The sequence below is a fragment of the Antiquaquibacter soli genome (assembly GCF_030580675.1).
In the GTDB taxonomy this organism is placed as follows: Bacteria; Actinomycetota; Actinomycetes; order Actinomycetales; family Microbacteriaceae; genus Rhodoglobus; species Rhodoglobus soli.
This window is the reverse complement of sequence record NZ_JAUQUB010000002.1, coordinates 380377-396946: the sequence shown is the minus strand read 5'-3', so window position 1 is coordinate 396946 and position 16570 is coordinate 380377. Positions and strand designations below refer to the sequence as shown.

Sequence of the window (16570 nt, the reverse complement as noted above, 5' to 3'; positions counted from 1 at the left end):
GTACCCCACCCAGAACGGGTGCCCCCTCGACGGGGGTCAGTGAGCGATGATCAGCACTTCGGGTCGGCCGCGGGTACCTCGCCGCGCACGAAGTACGCGTCGACGACGTCATCCACGCACGCGACGCCCTGGTTGTAGATCGTGTGGCCCTCGCCCTCGTAGCTGATGAGGACGCCGCTCGACAGCTGGTCGGCGAGCGACACCGCCCACGCGTACGGCGTCGCCGGATCGTTGCTCGTGCCGATCACGAGGATCGGCGGAGCGCCCTCGGCGTCGTACTCGGCCGGCGGGGATGACACGGGCACCGGCCAGTGGGTGCACAGCACGTCGAGCACCGCGAAGTCGTCGTACGTGAAGAACTTGCCGATCGTCGGGGCCGCCGCATCGATCTCGGCGACGCGATCGAGCGTCGACTCCGGGTCGTCGAGGAAGTCGCCGTCGGCGCAGGTCACCGCCTGATAGGCGTCCACCGAGTTCCCGGTGTAGGAGCCGTCGGAGTTGCGGGAGTTGTAGTAGTCCGCGTTCGTGAACGTCGAGTTCGGGTCATCCGCGCGCAGATCCACGAACATATCGGTCATGTCGGGCCAGTAGCCCTCGGAGTAGAGGTTGATGGCGATGCCGGTCGCGATCGTCGCCTCATCGAGCACGCGGCCGTCGTCGGCGACGAGTCGCTTCGCTCCGGCGGTCGCGATGAGCTCCTTCGCTTGCGCGAGAGCGGAGTCGACGTTGCCGTCGAAGGGGCACGCATCGGTCGAGAGGCAGTACGCCATGTACGCCCGGAACGCGCTCTCGAATCCGGCCATCTGCGTCTTGAGCCCCTCGAAGTCGCTGAGGCTCGGGTCGACCGCACCGTCGAGCACCATGCGTCCGACGTTCTCGGGGAAGAGCTCGGCGTACGTCGCCCCGATCTTCGTGCCGTACGAGTACCCGAGGTAGTTGAGCTTCTCGTCGCCGACGACGGCGCGCAGCAGGTCGAGGTCCTTCGCGGTGCTCACCGTGTCGATGTGCGCGAGCAGCTCGCCGGTGTTCTTCAGGCACGCGGCCGCGTAGTCCTCGGTGTTCTCGGTGAGCTCCTCGATCCAGCCCTCGGTGTCATAGGGGCTGTCGAACGTGCCGTAGAGCGACTCGTCGCGGTCCGCGTCATCCGTGTAGCACGTGACCGGCGCCGAGCGGCCCACTCCACGGGGATCCCACCCGACGATGTCGAAGGCGGCCTCCAGCCCCGGGAAGCTCGAGTACATGACGTACTCGACGCCCGAGCCGCCCGGCCCGCCCGGATTGACGAACAGAGAACCCTGGCGCGCTCCCGTCGCCTGCGATCGGATGACCGCGAGCTCGATCGAGCCGAGGGACGGGTCATCCCAGCTCACCGGCGCCTCCACGCGCGCGCACTCCATGCCCGCCTCGCACGGCGACCAGGAGACCTCCTGCGCGTAGTACTCCTCGAACGACGCGAGCGGCGTGGCCGACGGCGTCGGCGCGCCCGACAGCGACGGCAGGTACTGGCAGCCGGACAGCAGGAGGAGGAGCGCGGCGGCGGCCGCGACGATCGGGGTGCGCTTCACGCGCCCAGCCTACGGTGGCGACCCGCCCACCCCGCTACCGCGGTGGAGGATGACACGCCGCGAACGACAGAGGAGGGCGGCCGATCACGGCGCGCCCTCCTCCGCAACGTTCGGCTAGAGCGCCGAGTACACCTCGCGCAGCAGCGCCGCGGTCTCGCTCGGCGTCTTGCCGACCTTGACGCCGGCCGCCTCGAGGGCGACCTTTTTGCCCTCCGCGGTGCCCGCACCGGACGAGACGATCGCCCCGGCGTGGCCCATCGTCTTGCCCTCGGGGGCGGTGAACCCGGCGACGTACGCGACGACCGGCTTGGTGACGTTGGCGCGGAGGAAGTCGGCCGCTCGCTCCTCGGCGTCACCGCCGATCTCGCCGATCATGACGATCGCCTTCGTCTCCGGGTCGGCTTCGAAGGCCGCGAGCGCGTCGATGTGGGTGGTGCCGACGATCGGGTCGCCCCCGATGCCGATGGCGGTCGAGAACCCGAGGTCGCGCAGCTCGAACATCATCTGGTAGGTCAGGGTGCCCGACTTCGAGACGAGGCCGATGGGCCCCTTGCCCGTGATCGTCGCCGGCGTGATGCCGACGAGCGACTCGCCGGGGGTGATGATGCCGGGGCAGTTCGGACCGATGATGCGCGTCTTGTTGCCCTTCGCCTTCGCGTACGCCCACGCCTCGGCGGTGTCCTGCACGGGCACGCCCTCCGTGATCACGACGAGGAGCGGGATCTCGGCGTCGATGGCCTCGATCATCGCGTCCTTCGTGAACGCCGGGGGCACGAACGCGATCGACACATCGGCGCCCGTCTTCTCGACGGCCTCGGCGACCGTGCCGAAGACCGGGAGCGAGACGCCCCCGTCGTGCTCGACGGTCGTGCCGGCCTTGCGCGCGTTCACGCCGCCGACGACCTGGGTACCCGCCTTGAGCATGAGAGCGGTGTGCTTCGTGCCCTCGCCGCCGGTGATGCCCTGGACGATGACCTTGGAGTCCTTGGTGAGGAAGATCGACATGAGTTCAGCTTGTCCTTTACGCGTTCGCGAGCTCGGCGGCCTTGTCGGCGCCGTCGTCCATGGTCGTGGCGAGGGTGACGAGGGGGTTGTCCGCCGCAGCGAGGATCGCGCGGCCCTCCTCCACCTGGTTGCCGTCGAGGCGAACCACGAGCGGCTTGGTCGCGGCATCCCCGAGGATCTCGAGGGCCTTCACGATTCCGTTCGCGACGGCGACGCACGACGTGATGCCACCGAAGACGTTCACGAAGACGCTCTTGACCTGCGGGTCGCCGAGGATGACGTCGAGACCCGCGGCCATGATCTCGGCGGATGCCCCGCCGCCGATGTCGAGGAAGTTGGCCGGCTTCACGCCGCCGTGGTTCTCACCCGCGTACGCAACGACGTCGAGCGTGGACATCACCAGGCCCGCGCCGTTGCCGATGATGCCGACCTCGCCGTCGAGCTTGACGTAGTTGAGGTCGTTCGCCTTCGCCTTCGCCTCGAGGGGGTCGGCAGCGTCCTTGTCCTCGAGCGCCTCGTGGTCGGGGTGGCGGAAGCCGGCGTTCTCGTCGAGCGAGACCTTGCCGTCGAGGGCGATGATGTCGCCCGAGCCGGTGAGCACGAGCGGGTTGACCTCGACGAGCGTGGCATCCTCGCCGGTGTAGACCTCGTAGAGCTTCACGAAGACCGGGGCCACCGTGTCCACGAGCTCCGCCGGGAACTTCGCGGCGACCGCGATCTCCTTCGCCTTCTCGAGGGTGAGGCCGGTACCCGGATCGACCTCGACGCGAGCGAGGGCATCCGGCCGCTCCTCCGCGAGCTGCTCGATCTCCATGCCGCCCTCGTAGCTCGAGAGCGAGAGGTACGAGCGGTTGGCCCGGTCGAGGAGCACGGAGAAGTAGTACTCCTGCTTGATGTCGGCGCCCTCCGCGACCATGACCTTCTTCACGACGTGGCCCTTGATGTCGAGGCCGAGGATGTCGCGAGCCGCCGCCTCCGCGTCGTCCGGGGTCTTGGCGACCTTGACGCCGCCCGCCTTGCCGCGCCCGCCGGTCTTGACCTGCGCCTTGACGACAGTGACGCCGCCCAGCTGCTCGGCCGCCGCACGAACGCCCTCGGGGGTGTCGGCTACGATGCCCTGAAGTACGGGGACCCCGTACTTCTCGAAAATGTCCCGAGCCTGGTACTCGAAAAGATCCACGCTGCTAATTCCAATCGCGCGTCGGTGTGGGGAATCGGCCGCGGTCCCGGCGAAAAATAACTCGACGTCAAGACAATTCGGCCACGAAGAACTCTACTCGCTCCGCCTGGGAGCCGCGTCCGCGCGCGGCTCCCCGGGCCCGAAAGTTCGCGCGATCTTTAGGCTGGGGTCGTGGCACTGTCGATCAGGGATGTCTCGGGCGAGGGCATCCTGCTCGCGGGCGGCGCGGCCGCGATCCTGCTGCAGGTCGCCGACCCGCGGATCGCTCGCAGCGTGGCCGCGCACAGCGACTTCGCCGAACGCCCGCTCGACCGGCTGCACGGCACACTCGCCTACCTGTATGTCACCGTGTACGGCTCCCCCGAGGAAGCCCGCGCGATCGCCCGGCGCGTCGGCGGAGCACACGCCGGGGTGCCGGGCGCGACGGATGCCGGGCTCCAGCTCTGGGTCGCCGCGACGATCTACGCGACGGCGATGCGCATCCGCGAGATCCTCGACGGACCGGACTCCCCCGCCGACGCTGAGGCCCTGCTCGCCGACTACGCGGTCGTCGGCACGGCGCTCGGCGTTCCCCGCGCCCAGTGGCCGGCGAGCCGAGCGGCCTTCGCGGCGTACTGGGACGCCTACCCCATCGAGGTCGGAGACGACGCCCGCGGTGTCGCGCACGAGCTGCTGCACCCTGCCCGACTGCCCTGGTGGATGCGCGCCCTCCTGCCCGCCGTCCGCGTCGTCACGACGGGCCTCCTGCCCGCGCCGCTGCGCGACGACTACGGCCTCGAGCACGACGAGCGCCGCTTCGCGCGCTACGTGCGACTCGCGCGGCGGGTGTACCCGCGGCTGCCGCGCCGAGTGCGGGAGTGGCCGAAGGACCACTACCTGCGGCGGTTCCGCGCGGGGCGCTGAGCGGCTGACCGCAGCGGCACCCCTCCCGACATTTTCCGAAACGACGGAGATCGGCGACAGACGAGCGGCTCGTCCGCGGGGTACCGCGAAAGGGAGCCCCGATTTCCGTCGTTTCGGAAGGGATGGCGGGCGGTGGCGGGGCCAATCGGAGGCGCCGACTAGACGAGCACGAACTCGACGACGCCCGTCGGGATGTCCGCTGCCGCGAGCCGCACGCGCACCGTGTCCCCCGCACCCAGGTCGCCCTCGACGGCCGCCGTGACGACAGGATCGGCGAGCTGGATCGTGCCGCCGCCCTCGCGCGCCGAGATCACGACGGCGTCGAAGACCTCGCCCACCCGCGGCTCGAGCAGCGCCGCCTCGATCGCCTCGACCGACGCGCGCTCGAGCCGGGAGGCGAGCCCGTTCGAGCGCCCCATGAGCTTCGGCAGCGTCGGGAGCGCCTCGCGCACCCACGCTGGCACGTCCCGACCGCCGACGAGCGACTCGCACGTGAGCAGCACGAACCGGTCGACGAGCCGCCGCAAGGGCGCGGTCGTGTGCGCGTAGGGCGCGGCGACCGCCGCCTGAACCGGGTTCTCGGGCGGCTCCCCGTCGAACGCGGTGTACCCGGCGCCGCGGAACAGGGACGCCGCGGCATGCACCGCGGCGAGCCCCGAGGGAGTGGAGTGGTCGAGCCCGCGGAGGAACTCGCCGTAGGGCATCCCCTCCGGCCACGGGCAGCCGAGCGCGGCGACCTGGCGACGGAACATCGCGATCGTGTCCGGTAGCGGCTCCGGCATCGTGCGCAGGATGCCCACGCCCCCGTCGATCATGATGCGCGCCGCCGCCATGCCGGTGAGCAGCGAGATCTGCGCGTTCCACGTCTCGACCGGCAGCGGCGCACGGCGCACGAGCCAGTAGCGACCGCCCTCGAACTCGATCTCCTCGTCCGGCCGGTTGAGGCTCGCGCCGCCGCGCTCGCGCTCGAGGTCGAGGCGGAGCATCCCCACCTCGCGCAGCAGCTGCAGCGACTCTCCGGCCTCGCCGTCGTCGATCGCCGATTGCACTTCGGCGTACGAGAACTGGCGGCGGCTGCGGATGCGCGCCCGCTCGAGCCCCACCGAGGTGGTCTCGCCCCGGGCATCCAGCGCGAACGTCCACACGAAGGCACCGCGCTCCGCGCCCGGCAGGAGGGATGCGGCATCCTCGCTGATCACCGTGGGGTGCAGCGGGATGCGGCCGTCCGGCGCGTACAGAGTCTGTCCCCGCTCGCGCGCCTCGGTGTCGACCGCACCGAGCGGCGGGACGAAGGCGGGCACATCGGCGATCGCGTAATGCACGGTGTACCCGTCACCCGCGCGCTCGAGGTGCAACGCCTGATCCAGGTCGGTGGCGCCGGGCGGATCGATCGTGACGAACGGGATGCCCGTGCGGTCCGCGCCGGGGAGCTCATGGGCCGCCACGCTCTCGCGCGCCTCCGCCTGGACTTCCGCGGGGAACGACTCCGGCAGCCCCAGCTCATCGCGGATCTGCCGCAGGGTCGCGGCGAGCACCCCCTCGCGCTGTCGCGCGCGGGGTACGAGGAGCTTCTCGTCCTCCGGGTGCCTAGACCTTCTCAATGGGAGCGATCTTGATCAGCAGCCGCTTGCGCCCGGCCTGCTCGAACTGCACCTCCGCGACCGCCTTCGGCCCCGCACCGGTGACCGCGGTGACCCGGCCGTCGCCGAAGTCGGTGTGCCGGATGCGGTCGCCCACAGCCAGGGTCAGGTCGCCGTTGTCGCGCACCTTGTTGGTGATGGGGGTCGTCCACTCGGTCTTCTGCTTGGGCGCCGGCGGCAGCGAGTAGGAGTCGCGCATCGGCGCGGCCCGCAGCCGGCCCTGCGCCCCGCCGCGGAACCCGCCGCCGGCGCTCTGCCGCCACTCGATGAGCTCGCCGGGGATCTCGGCCAGGTAGCGGCTCGGCATCGCGACGCTCACGTCACCGAAGGACGCGCGGGATGCCGCGAGCGAGAGGAACAGCCGCTTGCGCGCCCGGGTGATGCCGACGTAGAACAGGCGCCGCTCCTCGGCGAGGCCGCCGGCCTCGTTCACCGACATGCGGTGCGGCAGGAGGTCCTCCTCGAGCCCGGTGAGGAACACCGAGTCGTACTCGAGGCCCTTCGCGGTGTGGAGGGTCATGATCGAGACGGACCCGTCGTGGTCGTCGATCTCGTCGGCGGCGGCGAAGAGCGCCACCCCGGTGAGGAAGTCGATGAGCGTGCCCTCCGGATTCGCGGTCCGGAACTCCTTGGCCTGCGAGACGAGCTCCTCGAGGTTCTCGGCGCGAGCCTCGTCCTGCGGGTCGCCCGAGTTCTTGAGGGACTGGTGGTACCCGGTGCGCGTGAGGAGGGCGGTGAGGATGTCCGCGGGCGCCGCGGTCGCGACCGTCGCGCCGATCTCGTCGAGGAGCTCGCCGAGCTCGACGATCGCGGTGGTCACCTTCGGCCCGAGCCCGAGCTGCGGCGCGTCGCGGAGCACCTCGCGCAGGGGCATCCCGAGCCGCTCCGCGTGCGCCTGCATCGCCGCCTCGGTCGCGGGCCCGATGCCGCGCTTGGGCACGTTCATGATGCGGCGCAGCGCGAGGTCGTCGTCGGGGTTGGCGACCTGGATGAGGTAGGCCATCGCATCCTTGACCTCGGCGCGCTCGTAGAACTTCGTGCCACCGGGGATGCGGTACGGGATCGCCGATCGGATGAAGATCTCTTCCAGCGGTCGGGTCTGCGAGTTAGTGCGCACGAAGACGGCGACGTCGTTGTAGCTCGCCCCCGCGTCGCGCAGCTTCTCGATCTCGTCCGCCACGAACTGCGCCTCGTCGTGACCCGAGTAGCCCGTGTAGCCGACGATCTTCTCGCCGGAGCCGACGACGGTGAAGAGGTTCTTCGCCTTGCGGTCGAAGTTGTTCGAGATCACCGCGTTCGCGGCGTCGAGGATGTTCTGCGTCGAGCGGTAGTTCTGCTCGAGGAGGATGACCTTCGAGTGGGGGAAGTCCCGCTCGAACTCGACGATGTTGCGGATGTCGGCCCCGCGGAACGCGTAGATCGACTGGTCGCTGTCGCCCACGACCGTCAAGGACGCCCCGGGCAGCGGCCGCTCGCCGCTGCCCTCCGCGAACCTCGGCGGCTGCACGAGCTCGCGCACGAGGGCGTACTGGGCGTGGTTGGTGTCCTGGTACTCGTCCACGAGCACGTGCCGGAAGCGCTTCTGGTAGAGCGCCGCCACTTCCGGGAAGGCCCGGAAGAGGAACACCGTCTCGGAGATGATGTCGTCGAAGTCGAGCGCGTTGGCGCGGCGCAGCGCGGCCGTGTACTGCCGGAAGATCTCCAGCAGCACGGCCTCCTTCGGGTCCGAGATGTTCGCGGTGCGCGCGAACGCCTCGACGTCGGTGAGCTCGTTCTTCAGCCGCGAGATGCGCGACAGGGCGCCGCCGACGGTGAAGCCGAGGGTGTCGGCATCCAGCTCCTTGATGATGCGCTTCATGAGCGCCCGCGAGTCGGCGGTGTCGTAGATGGTGAAGCTCTGCTTCATCCCCATCGCCTCGGCCTGACGGCGCAGGATGCGCACGCACGCCGAGTGGAACGTCGAGATCCACATGCCGTCCGCCGCCTCGCCGATGAGTCCGCGCACGCGCTCGCGCATCTCGGCGGCGGCCTTGTTCGTGAACGTGATCGCGAGGATCTGACTCGGCCACGCCTCGCGCGACTGCAGGAGCCCCGCAATGCGACGGGTGAGCACGCTCGTCTTGCCGGAGCCCGCCCCCGCGACGATGAGCAGCGACTGGCCGCGGTAGAGCACCGCCTCGCGCTGCTGGGGGTTGAGCCCCTCGAGGAGGGCGTCGCTCACCCCGGTGGTCGGCGGAAGGAGGAGGGGGTCTGACATCGCCTAGCGATTCTACGTGCGGCCTGCGACGCTGGCCCTACCGATCGAGCAGCTCCCGCACCAGGTCGGGCTGGTCGGCGAACACCCCGTCGATCCCGGAGTCCAGGATGATGCGGAACTCCCGCCGCCAGTCGCCGAAGTCGCGCGCCGCCGAGCCGCGCTGCATGCCCTTGCCGAGGAAGCGGTTCTCCGCGCGCAGGGTCCACGTGTACACCTCGAGCCCGGCGGCGTGAGCGCGCTTGACGAGATCGGTCGAGCCGACGACGGCGCCCGAGGCATCCGTGCGCAGCAGCAGCTTCTTGTCGACGCTGATGCCGTCCACCTCGCCGGCGAGCCGAGCGAGCCCCGCATTCGTCAGTTGCGCCGAGTACGGCAGGGCCTTGCGGCCGAAACGCGCGCGCAGGTCGGGCGCCGAGCCGGCCGCCTCGAGCAGGTAGACGAACCGACCCGGGATGCCCCGCTCGCGGATCTGCCCGAGAACCGACTGCTCGAAGCTCTCCACGATGAGGTTCTCGCTCGTGGCCCAGTCGCGGATCTCGCTCGCGAACAACTCCTCGAGCGGCAGCCCGATCGAGGCGAAGTACGTCGCGTGCTTGATCTCGGCGACCATGAGGGCATCGGCGGGCATGAGGTCGACGAGGTCGCGCAAGCGCAGGATGCCCGCGGTGCCGTCGAAGCTCGCCGCGGACTGGCGCAACTGGGGCAGTCGCTCCCGCGCCCGGAGGGTCGCGAGCTCGTCCCACGTGAAGTCCTCGGTGAACCAGCCGGTGACGCGAGCGCCGTCGATCGTCTTCGTGGTGCGCCGCCCGGCGAACTCGGGGCGGTCGGCGACATCCGTCGTTCCGGAGATCTCGTTCTCGTGACGCAGCACGAGCACGCCGTCCTTCGAGGCGACGATGTCCGGTTCGACCGCGTCGGCGCCGAGGCGGAACGCCAGGCGGTACGCGGCGGCGGTGTGCTCCGGCCGGTACCCGCTCGCCCCGCGGTGGCCGATCACGAGGGGCCGTGCTGCGCTCGTCACCCCACTAGCATTCCACTTATGTCGACGTGTCCTTCGTGCGGGGCAGAGCTCTCCCAGGAATGGAAGTTCTGCCTGCAGTGCGGAGCCCGGCTCGAGCGCGCGGGCGACCCGGCCGTCGAACCCGCCGCAGCGGCGCCCCTCGAACGGACTGCGCAGGTGCCTACGGAGGTGCCCGCCGCCATCCGCCCCGACGGTGTCGCGCCCCCGCGCGCGCCGCTCAACCCGCTCGCCCTCGTCGCCCTCGTCCTCGGCGTCATCGGCGGTCCTGTCGCCGCGCTCTTCGGGCACGTCGCGATGCGCCAGATCGCCCGCAGCGGCGAGCGAGGGATGCTCCTCGCCCGCATTGCGACGGTGCTCGGCTACGTCTGGCTCGCCATCTGGGCCGCCGTCATCGCGTGGGTCGTGGTGGTCGGGGTTGGCTGAGGCCGCTTCGGGCATCCCGCCGCAGCCGCGCTGGATCGAGCCGACGCGCTCCCTGCCGCTCACCTGGGGGCGCTACGAGGACCGCTACCTGTGGGGGCTCGTGCTCATCCTCGCGGGGGGCATCGGGCTGCAGGCATCCAACACCTACACGAACTTCTTCCTCCTGCAGGGCGCGACGGTGTTCGTGGTGGGCTGGTCGATCATGCCGTCGCGGGGCTGGCGTCGCATCCTCGTGATCGCCCCGGCGACGGGTCAGCTCTGGATCCTGCTGACGGGCCCGCTCTCGGTCTGGACGCTCGTCGTGCCCTACCTCGGCTGGCTCCTCGTGCGGCATCGGCCCCTGCGCAGCTACCTCACGGTGCTCTTCCCGATCGCGAACGGCATCGTGCTGCCGAACTTCTTCGTCGAGTACTCGGGGATGCTCCCCGCCCTCGTCATCTCCCTCGCCGTGCTCGCCGGCTCCGCCTGGGTAGCACGACTGCTGGCATCCACCGCCCCGCCCCGCCGTACCCTGCCGTCTTCCAGCCAGGACGGGTAAATTAGAACAACTCACTCCCCACTGAAAGAGGAGACATGGCAGGCAACAACCCCGCATTCCGCAACCCGGCGTTCAGCGCCCAGGGTGGCGTCGCCGCGGCGCAGGACATCTCCGCGCAGCAGCTCGACGAGATCTACAACCGCCCGTCGGCCGAGCCCCAGGGCGAGGTCATGACGGTCGAGGACACCATCGCCAAGACGGTGGGCGCGTTCGCTGTGCTGCTCGTCGGCGCGGCGATCGGCTGGCTCACGATCGGAGTCGCCCCGTTCCTGTTCGTGCTCGGCGGCATCGTGGCCTTCGTGCTGGCCCTCGTCAACATCTTCAAGAAGGAGCCGTCGCCCGCGCTCATCCTCGCCTACGCGGCGGCGGAGGGCGTGTTCATCGGCGGCATCTCCGCGTTCTTCGAGATCGCGTGGCCCGGCGTCGTCCTGCAGGCGGTCATCGCCACGTTCGTCGTCGTCGGCGTGACCCTCGCGCTCTTCGCGAGCGGCAAGATCCGTGCTTCGAAGAAGGCCACGAAGGTGTTCCTCATCGCGATGATCGGCTACGCGATCTTCTCGCTCGTGAACCTCGGCATCATGATCTTCGCCCCGGAGGTTGGCGCGTTCGGCCTGCGCAGCCAGGAGATCATCCCGGGCGTCCCGCTCGGCGTCATCCTCGGCGTGTTCGTCGTGATCCTCGCGGCGTACTCGCTCGTGCTCGACTTCGACTTCATCCAGAAGGGCGTGCAGAACAAGGCGCCGCGCAAGTACGGGTGGACGGGTGCCTTCGGCATCATGGTCACCGTCGTGTGGCTCTACCTAGAGCTGCTGCGCATGTTCGCGATCGCTCGCGACTGACGCACGGATGCATCGGCGGGCCGTCCCTTAGGGGGCGGCCCGCTCGCGTTAACGCCCCACCTCGGACCGCGAGTGTTCCGATAGTGCCGCCTCGGAGCGCCCCGACACGGCACTTTCGGAACACTCGCGGAAGCTGACAGGCCCACCCACTAGCCGGGCTCGCGGTCGGGGCGATCGTGAGGCGGCTCGGGTGTGGCGGGCGCGCTGGAGCTAGGAGCGACGCATCGCGTCGCCGCGACGCCAGCGCCGACGAGGCTGCGCCTCGGCGGTTGCGGGGTACGACGACGAGGGAGCCGCGCCTACGGCCTCGCGCGGGACGCGCTCGGAGTGAGGCTGAAAGAGCCCAGAAATGGGCTCCTTCTTAACGCCTCACTCCCACTCAATCGTCCCCGGCGGCTTCGACGTGACGTCGAGCACGACGCGGTTCACTCCCGCGACCTCGTTGGTGATGCGGTTGGAGATGCGCGCGAGCACGTCGTACGGAAGGCGCGTCCAGTCGGCGGTCATCGCATCCTCCGACGACACGGGTCGCAGCACGATGGGGTGACCGTAGGTGCGCCCGTCGCCCTGGACGCCGACGGAGCGCACGTCGGCGAGGAGCACGACGGGGCACTGCCAGATCTCGGAGTCGAGGCCGGCGGCGGTCAGTTCGGCGCGGGCGATCGCGTCCGCCTTGCGGAGCAGATCCAGGCGATCACGGGTGACCTCGCCCACGATGCGGATGCCGAGGCCGGGCCCCGGAAAGGGCTGGCGCGACACGATGACCTCGGGCAGCCCGAGTTCGCGGCCGATCGCGCGCACCTCGTCCTTGAAGAGGGTGCGCAGCGGCTCGACGAGCTCGAACTGCAGGTCCTCCGGGAGCCCGCCGACGTTGTGGTGGCTCTTGATGTTGGCGGTGCCGGTGCCGCCGCCCGACTCCACCACGTCGGGGTAGAGGGTGCCCTGCACGAGGAACTTGATGGGCTCCCCGTCGGAGGCGGCCTCGGCAACGAGGGCGGAGGCCGCGTCCTCGAAGGAGCGGATGAACTCCCGGCCGATGATCTTGCGCTTGGTCTCGGGGTCGGTGACCCCCGCGAGCGCGTCGAGGAACTGGTCGGCGGCATCCACCGTCACGAGGCGCACGCCCGTGGAGGCGACGTAGTCCTCCTCGACCTGGCGTCGCTCGTCCTGCCGGAGCAGACCGTGGTCGACGAAGATGGCGGTGAGCTGGTCGCCCACGGCCTTGTGCACGATCGCCGCGGCGACCGCGGAGTCGACCCCGCCGGACAGCCCGACGATCACCCGACCCGTCCCGACCTGCTCGCGGATGCGCTCGACCTGCTCGGCGATGACGTTGCCGCTGTTCCAGTCCGAGGGGATGCCCGCCGCCCGGTGCAGGAAGTTCTCCAGCACGCGCTGCCCGAACTCCGAGTGCTTGACCTCGGGGTGCCACTGCACGCCGTACATCTTGCGCTCGTCCGACGCGAACGCGGCGACCGGGGTGGATGCACTCGACGCGAGCACCTCGAAGCCCTCGGGCGCCTTCGCCACCGAGTCCCCGTGGCTCATCCACACCGTCTGCGCCTCGGGCTGCCCGGACAGGAGCGACCCGCCGTCGCCGGTCACGGTCATGTCGGTCGCGCCGTACTCGCGCAGCCCCGTGTTGGCGACCTCGCCGCCGAGCTGCTGCGCCATCACCTGGAAGCCGTAGCAGATGCCGAGCACGGGCACGCCGAGTTCGAGGATGCCCGGATCGAGCGACGGCGAGCCCGGCTCGTAGACGCTCGACGGGCCGCCGGAGAGCACGATGCCCGCGGGCTCCTTCGCGGCCACCTCCGCCGCGGTGATCGTGTGCGGCACGATCTCGCTGTACACGTTGGCCTCGCGCACGCGCCGGGCGATGAGCTGGGCGTACTGGGCGCCGAAGTCGACGACGAGGACGGGCTTCGCGGACGTGTCGCTCATGCGGCGGCTCCCGAGGGCTCGGTGGTGGGCGCGGGCTGCACCGCGGCGATGGCGGCCTCGACGTCGCGCGGCACGCGGCGCTCGAGGAAGAAGGACAGCAGCGGGATGATGCCGCCGAGGGCGATGAAGACGAACTTCCCGAAGGACCAGCGGATGTAGCGCCACAGCAGGAGGTCGCACGCGAGGTAGAGCACGTACAGCCAGCCGTGGACGATGAGGATGACCGTCGAGAGGTTGATGCCGGAGATGAGCTCTTTGGGCGTGAGCGCAAGGAACCCGTACGGGCCGAGCAACTCGATGTCGACGCCGAACCCGTAGCGCGTCACCATCATGAGCACGAGCAGCAGCAGGAAGGTGCCGGTGATGATCGACGACACCTTGTAGACGGAGACCGTGCGGCGCACTCGGGGGATGTCAGCGGGGCGGGGGCCGAGGGGCATGGCCCTAGTCTACTTTCGCCGTGGAGGCGTCTTCGGCCTCCTCCGCCTCCTCCGCCTCCTCCGCCTCGACGGCGTCGCGCACGAGGCGGTACCAGAGGTAGAACGCGAACCCGGCGAAGATCACCCACTCGATCGCGTAGAAGACGTTGAGCAGGTTCAGGGAGACCTCCGTCTCAGGCGGCGGGGAATCGATCGCCTCGAGTCCGGCGGGAGCATCCGCGAGCACGAGGTATCCGCCGTAGACCCCATCAGGGGTCCGCGACCACTCGTTGACGAGCGCGGGCACGGCGACGAGCGTCTGCTCCCCCGACTCGACGTCCTGCTGGTCGGGTGACTCGGTGGCGAGGTAGCGCCCTTCGACGCGGCCGGTGGGCGCGGATGCCTCGAGCTCGGCGAGCGCGGCATCCGCTTGCTCCTCGGTCGCCGCCCAGCCGAGCGCGACCGCGAGGGAGGCACCGGTCGGCGCGACGATCGCGTGGCCGATGACCCAGTAGCCCGGGTCGGCGTGGTTGATGCGCTCCGAGAGCACGGCGAAGTCCTCGGGCACGAACTCGACCTCGACGGTCACGCGCTGGCCGATCGTCGCGGACGGCATCGGCTGCTGCGGCTCGGCGATCGACGTGAGCGGCACGCTCGACTCGGTCTGCTCCTCGGTGACCTCGCCGCCCTCGAAGCTGCGCTCGAGCTGCCACTGGCCGAGCGCGGCGAAGGCGGCCGCGACGCCGAGGCACAGCGCGAGCGCGGCGATCCAGCGCGGGCGTCGGGCCATCGCCCAGAATCGGGTTGCTGTGCTCAATACTCCGGGTCCCTCTGGCGTTCGAATACGGCGTCGGACTGCTCGGCCGCTTGGGCGGCGATCGGGTCGAGCGGCTCGGCGGGCTCGTCGAGGGCGGCGTCCGCGTCATCCTCGACGACCGCGGGCCGCGCGCGGGGCAGGTCGGCGCCCGCTCCGGGGTCCCCCGGTTCCTGGTCGGCGGTCACCGCATCGAGGAGGGCGATGCTCTCCTCGCGCATGCGGTCGCGCTCGACGGTGGATGCCCGTGCCTTGCGCTTCGTCCCGAGCACGAGCGCCCCGATCCGTTCGGAGTTGACCGCGAGCACCGGCCCGACGATCGACATGGTGAGCACGTAGAGTCCCGCGAACGGCACGATGCGCGGGTCGAGCCCCGCCGACAGTGAGAGGGTCGCGAGGATGAGCGCGAACTCGCCGCGGTTCTGCAGGATGACCGTCGTGTTGATCCCGGCCTGCGGACCGAGCTTGTTGAGCCACGCCACGAACTGCCCGGCGAGGATGTTGAGCACGATCGTCATGACGACGGCGATGCCGACCGGCACGAGAACTTGCCCGAACGTCGACACGTCGAGGGCGAGACCGAAGTTGAGGAAGAAGAAGGCGCCGAACACGTCGCGCAGGGGCAGCGCGAACTGCTCGATCCTTGCCCGGAACTTGGTGGCGCCGAGCACGAGGCCGATGAGGAAGGCGCCGATCGCATCGGTGACGCCGAGGAGCTCTCCGATGCCGCCGAAGAGCACCGCGAGACCGAAGAAGAGGATGGTGAAGAGCTCGTCGTCTTTGGTCCGGAAGAGCTTCGAGACGACCCGGCCGCCCCACCGGGCGATCGTGAACATGACGACGAGGAAGAGGAACGCGACGCCGAGCTGCAGCACGACCGGCCACACCTCGGTCTGCCCGCTCAGCACGACGCCGACGATCGCGAGGTAGATCGCGATGAAGATGTCCTCGACGACGGTCACCCCGAGGATCATGGGGGTCTCGCGGTTGGCGAGTCGGCCGAGCTCGATGAGGAGCTTCGTCACGATGGCGCTCGACGACGTCGCCGTCATCCCGGCGATGATGAGCGCCTCGCGCGTGCCCCACCCGACGAGGAAGCCGAACGCGAAGCCGACGCCCATGTTGACGAGGATGTATGTGCCGCCTGAGACGAGGAGCTTGCCGGCGTTGCCGAAGAACTCGTCCTGGTCGAATTCGAGGCCGAGGTTGAACAGCAGAAGGATGAGCCCGAAGATCGCGACGAGCTCGACGTTCTCGGAGGCGAAGTCGAGCGGGAACCAGCCGGTCGCGGGGCTGGCGAGCAGCCCGACGAGCATGTAGATCGGGATGGCCGGCAGGCCGATGATCTTGCCCAGCCGGCCGAGGACGTAGGCGATGAGGAAGAGGATCCCGACGACCAGGAGCTCCTCGCCGTGGTGCACCTAGTCTCCCGGCGGAGCGTCGGCGGCGACCTTGGGCTTCATCTCTCCCGTGCGGTAGTAGGCGAACGCCTTGGCGACCTTCTCGGGGGTGCCGGCGACGACGAGGGTGTCGCCCGGGAACACGGTGAAGTCGTCGGAGGGGGCGGGGTTGGCGGACTCTCCGCGCACGACGGCGACGACGGTGAGGCCGACGACGCCGCGACCGGCGAGGCTTCCGAGCTTCTGGCCCGCGATGTGGTCGTCGTAGTCGACCGTGAACCAGTCGATCGACAGACCGGGGATCGTCTCGAGCGCGGAGAGCGACTCGGTGATGCGGGTTCCGCCGAGGAGCTCGGCGAGCGTGTGGGCCTCGTCCTCGTCGAGCCGCAGGGAGACCTTGCTCACGTCGGCGCCGTCCTCGGCGTCGGAGAAGGTGATGAGGTCGCTGTGCCCGGAGCGGTGGGTGATGACGCCGACCTTGCCGCCGTCATCGGTCACGAAGGTGTGGAGGACTCCGACCCCGGGGAGTTTGACCCGCCGAACGTCAACCATGGGAATCCTCCTGTCGCCCCTGCTCTCTACCCATTGTAGAAGAGCGAGACGGGGCCACTCCCGGCGGAGC

The 16570-nt window shown here is 69.9% G+C and carries 15 protein-coding genes; 4 read left to right on the top strand and 11 right to left on the bottom strand.

Annotated features, from left to right (window positions below):
* Positions 1–50 precede the first annotated feature (50 nt).
* The 3 genes from Q5716_RS11940 to sucC all read right to left on the bottom strand — a co-directional run bounded on the left by Q5716_RS11940 (position 51) and on the right by sucC (position 3750).
* Entirely contained in the window at positions 51–1565 is a 1515-nt protein-coding gene (locus Q5716_RS11940) for an alpha/beta hydrolase (protein ID WP_305003367.1), read from the bottom strand.
* A gap of 114 nt (positions 1566–1679) precedes the next feature.
* On the bottom strand, positions 1680–2570 hold the full coding sequence (gene sucD, locus Q5716_RS11935; RefSeq protein ID WP_305003366.1) for a succinate--CoA ligase subunit alpha: 891 nt from the start codon (positions 2568–2570) through the stop codon (positions 1680–1682).
* A 16-nt stretch (positions 2571–2586) separates the two neighbouring features.
* The gene (gene sucC, locus Q5716_RS11930; RefSeq protein ID WP_305003365.1) at positions 2587–3750 is read right to left on the bottom strand and encodes an ADP-forming succinate--CoA ligase subunit beta; all 1164 of its coding nucleotides are present in this window, start codon (positions 3748–3750) and stop codon (positions 2587–2589) included.
* Between the two features lie 171 nt (positions 3751–3921).
* On the opposite strand from sucC, the gene Q5716_RS11925 reads away from it, so the two are divergent.
* Positions 3922–4653, top strand: coding sequence for an oxygenase MpaB family protein (locus Q5716_RS11925; RefSeq protein WP_305003364.1), 732 nt, complete (start codon positions 3922–3924; stop codon positions 4651–4653).
* Between the two features lie 158 nt (positions 4654–4811).
* Here Q5716_RS11925 and Q5716_RS11920 read toward each other — a convergent pair whose 3' ends face one another.
* From Q5716_RS11920 to Q5716_RS11910, 3 genes are read right to left on the bottom strand one after another with little or no spacing between them, the layout of a single operon-like run.
* A complete protein-coding gene (locus tag Q5716_RS11920; RefSeq protein WP_305003363.1) occupies positions 4812–6188 on the bottom strand; it encodes an RNB domain-containing ribonuclease in 1377 nt (458 codons plus the stop codon).
* Positions 6189–6240: 52 nt separating this feature from the next.
* Positions 6241–8550 (bottom strand): ATP-dependent helicase, encoded by a 2310-nt coding sequence (locus tag Q5716_RS11915; protein WP_305003362.1) that lies wholly within the window; start codon positions 8548–8550, stop codon positions 6241–6243.
* Between the two features lie 37 nt (positions 8551–8587).
* Positions 8588–9571, bottom strand: coding sequence for a glycerophosphodiester phosphodiesterase family protein (locus Q5716_RS11910; RefSeq protein ID WP_305003361.1), 984 nt, complete (start codon positions 9569–9571; stop codon positions 8588–8590).
* Between the two features lie 18 nt (positions 9572–9589).
* On the opposite strand from Q5716_RS11910, the gene Q5716_RS11905 reads away from it, so the two are divergent.
* Genes Q5716_RS11905 through Q5716_RS11895 form a run of 3 tightly spaced genes read left to right on the top strand, consistent with a single transcriptional unit; the run spans position 9590 to position 11371 of the window.
* Entirely contained in the window at positions 9590–9994 is a 405-nt protein-coding gene (locus Q5716_RS11905; RefSeq protein ID WP_305003360.1) for a DUF4190 domain-containing protein, read from the top strand.
* A complete protein-coding gene (locus tag Q5716_RS11900; RefSeq protein WP_305003359.1) occupies positions 9987–10532 on the top strand; it encodes a hypothetical protein in 546 nt (181 codons plus the stop codon). Before Q5716_RS11905 ends, Q5716_RS11900 begins: the two co-directional genes overlap by 8 nt.
* A gap of 35 nt (positions 10533–10567) precedes the next feature.
* Positions 10568–11371 (top strand): Bax inhibitor-1/YccA family protein, encoded by an 804-nt coding sequence (locus tag Q5716_RS11895; protein ID WP_305003358.1) that lies wholly within the window; start codon positions 10568–10570, stop codon positions 11369–11371.
* A 369-nt stretch (positions 11372–11740) separates the two neighbouring features.
* Here Q5716_RS11895 and guaA read toward each other — a convergent pair whose 3' ends face one another.
* The 5 genes from guaA to Q5716_RS11870 are packed head-to-tail and all read right to left on the bottom strand — an operon-like array spanning position 11741 to position 16500.
* The gene (guaA, locus tag Q5716_RS11890; protein WP_305003357.1) at positions 11741–13315 is read right to left on the bottom strand and encodes a glutamine-hydrolyzing GMP synthase; all 1575 of its coding nucleotides are present in this window, start codon (positions 13313–13315) and stop codon (positions 11741–11743) included.
* A complete protein-coding gene (locus Q5716_RS11885) occupies positions 13312–13755 on the bottom strand; it encodes a DUF3817 domain-containing protein (RefSeq protein ID WP_305003356.1) in 444 nt (147 codons plus the stop codon). Before Q5716_RS11885 ends, guaA begins: the two co-directional genes overlap by 4 nt.
* Positions 13756–13759: 4 nt before the next feature.
* Positions 13760–14551: an SURF1 family protein gene (locus tag Q5716_RS11880; RefSeq protein ID WP_305003355.1), complete on the bottom strand. Its 792-nt coding sequence runs from the start codon at positions 14549–14551 to the stop codon at positions 13760–13762.
* Positions 14548–15969 carry a cation:proton antiporter gene (locus tag Q5716_RS11875; RefSeq protein ID WP_305003354.1) on the bottom strand — a complete coding sequence of 474 codons (1422 nt, stop codon included), beginning with the start codon at positions 15967–15969 and terminating at the stop codon, positions 14548–14550. The genes Q5716_RS11880 and Q5716_RS11875 overlap by 4 nt, the downstream gene beginning before the upstream one ends.
* Entirely contained in the window at positions 15970–16500 is a 531-nt protein-coding gene (locus Q5716_RS11870) for a cation:proton antiporter regulatory subunit (protein WP_305003353.1), read from the bottom strand.
* Positions 16501–16570: the final 70 nt, after the last annotated feature.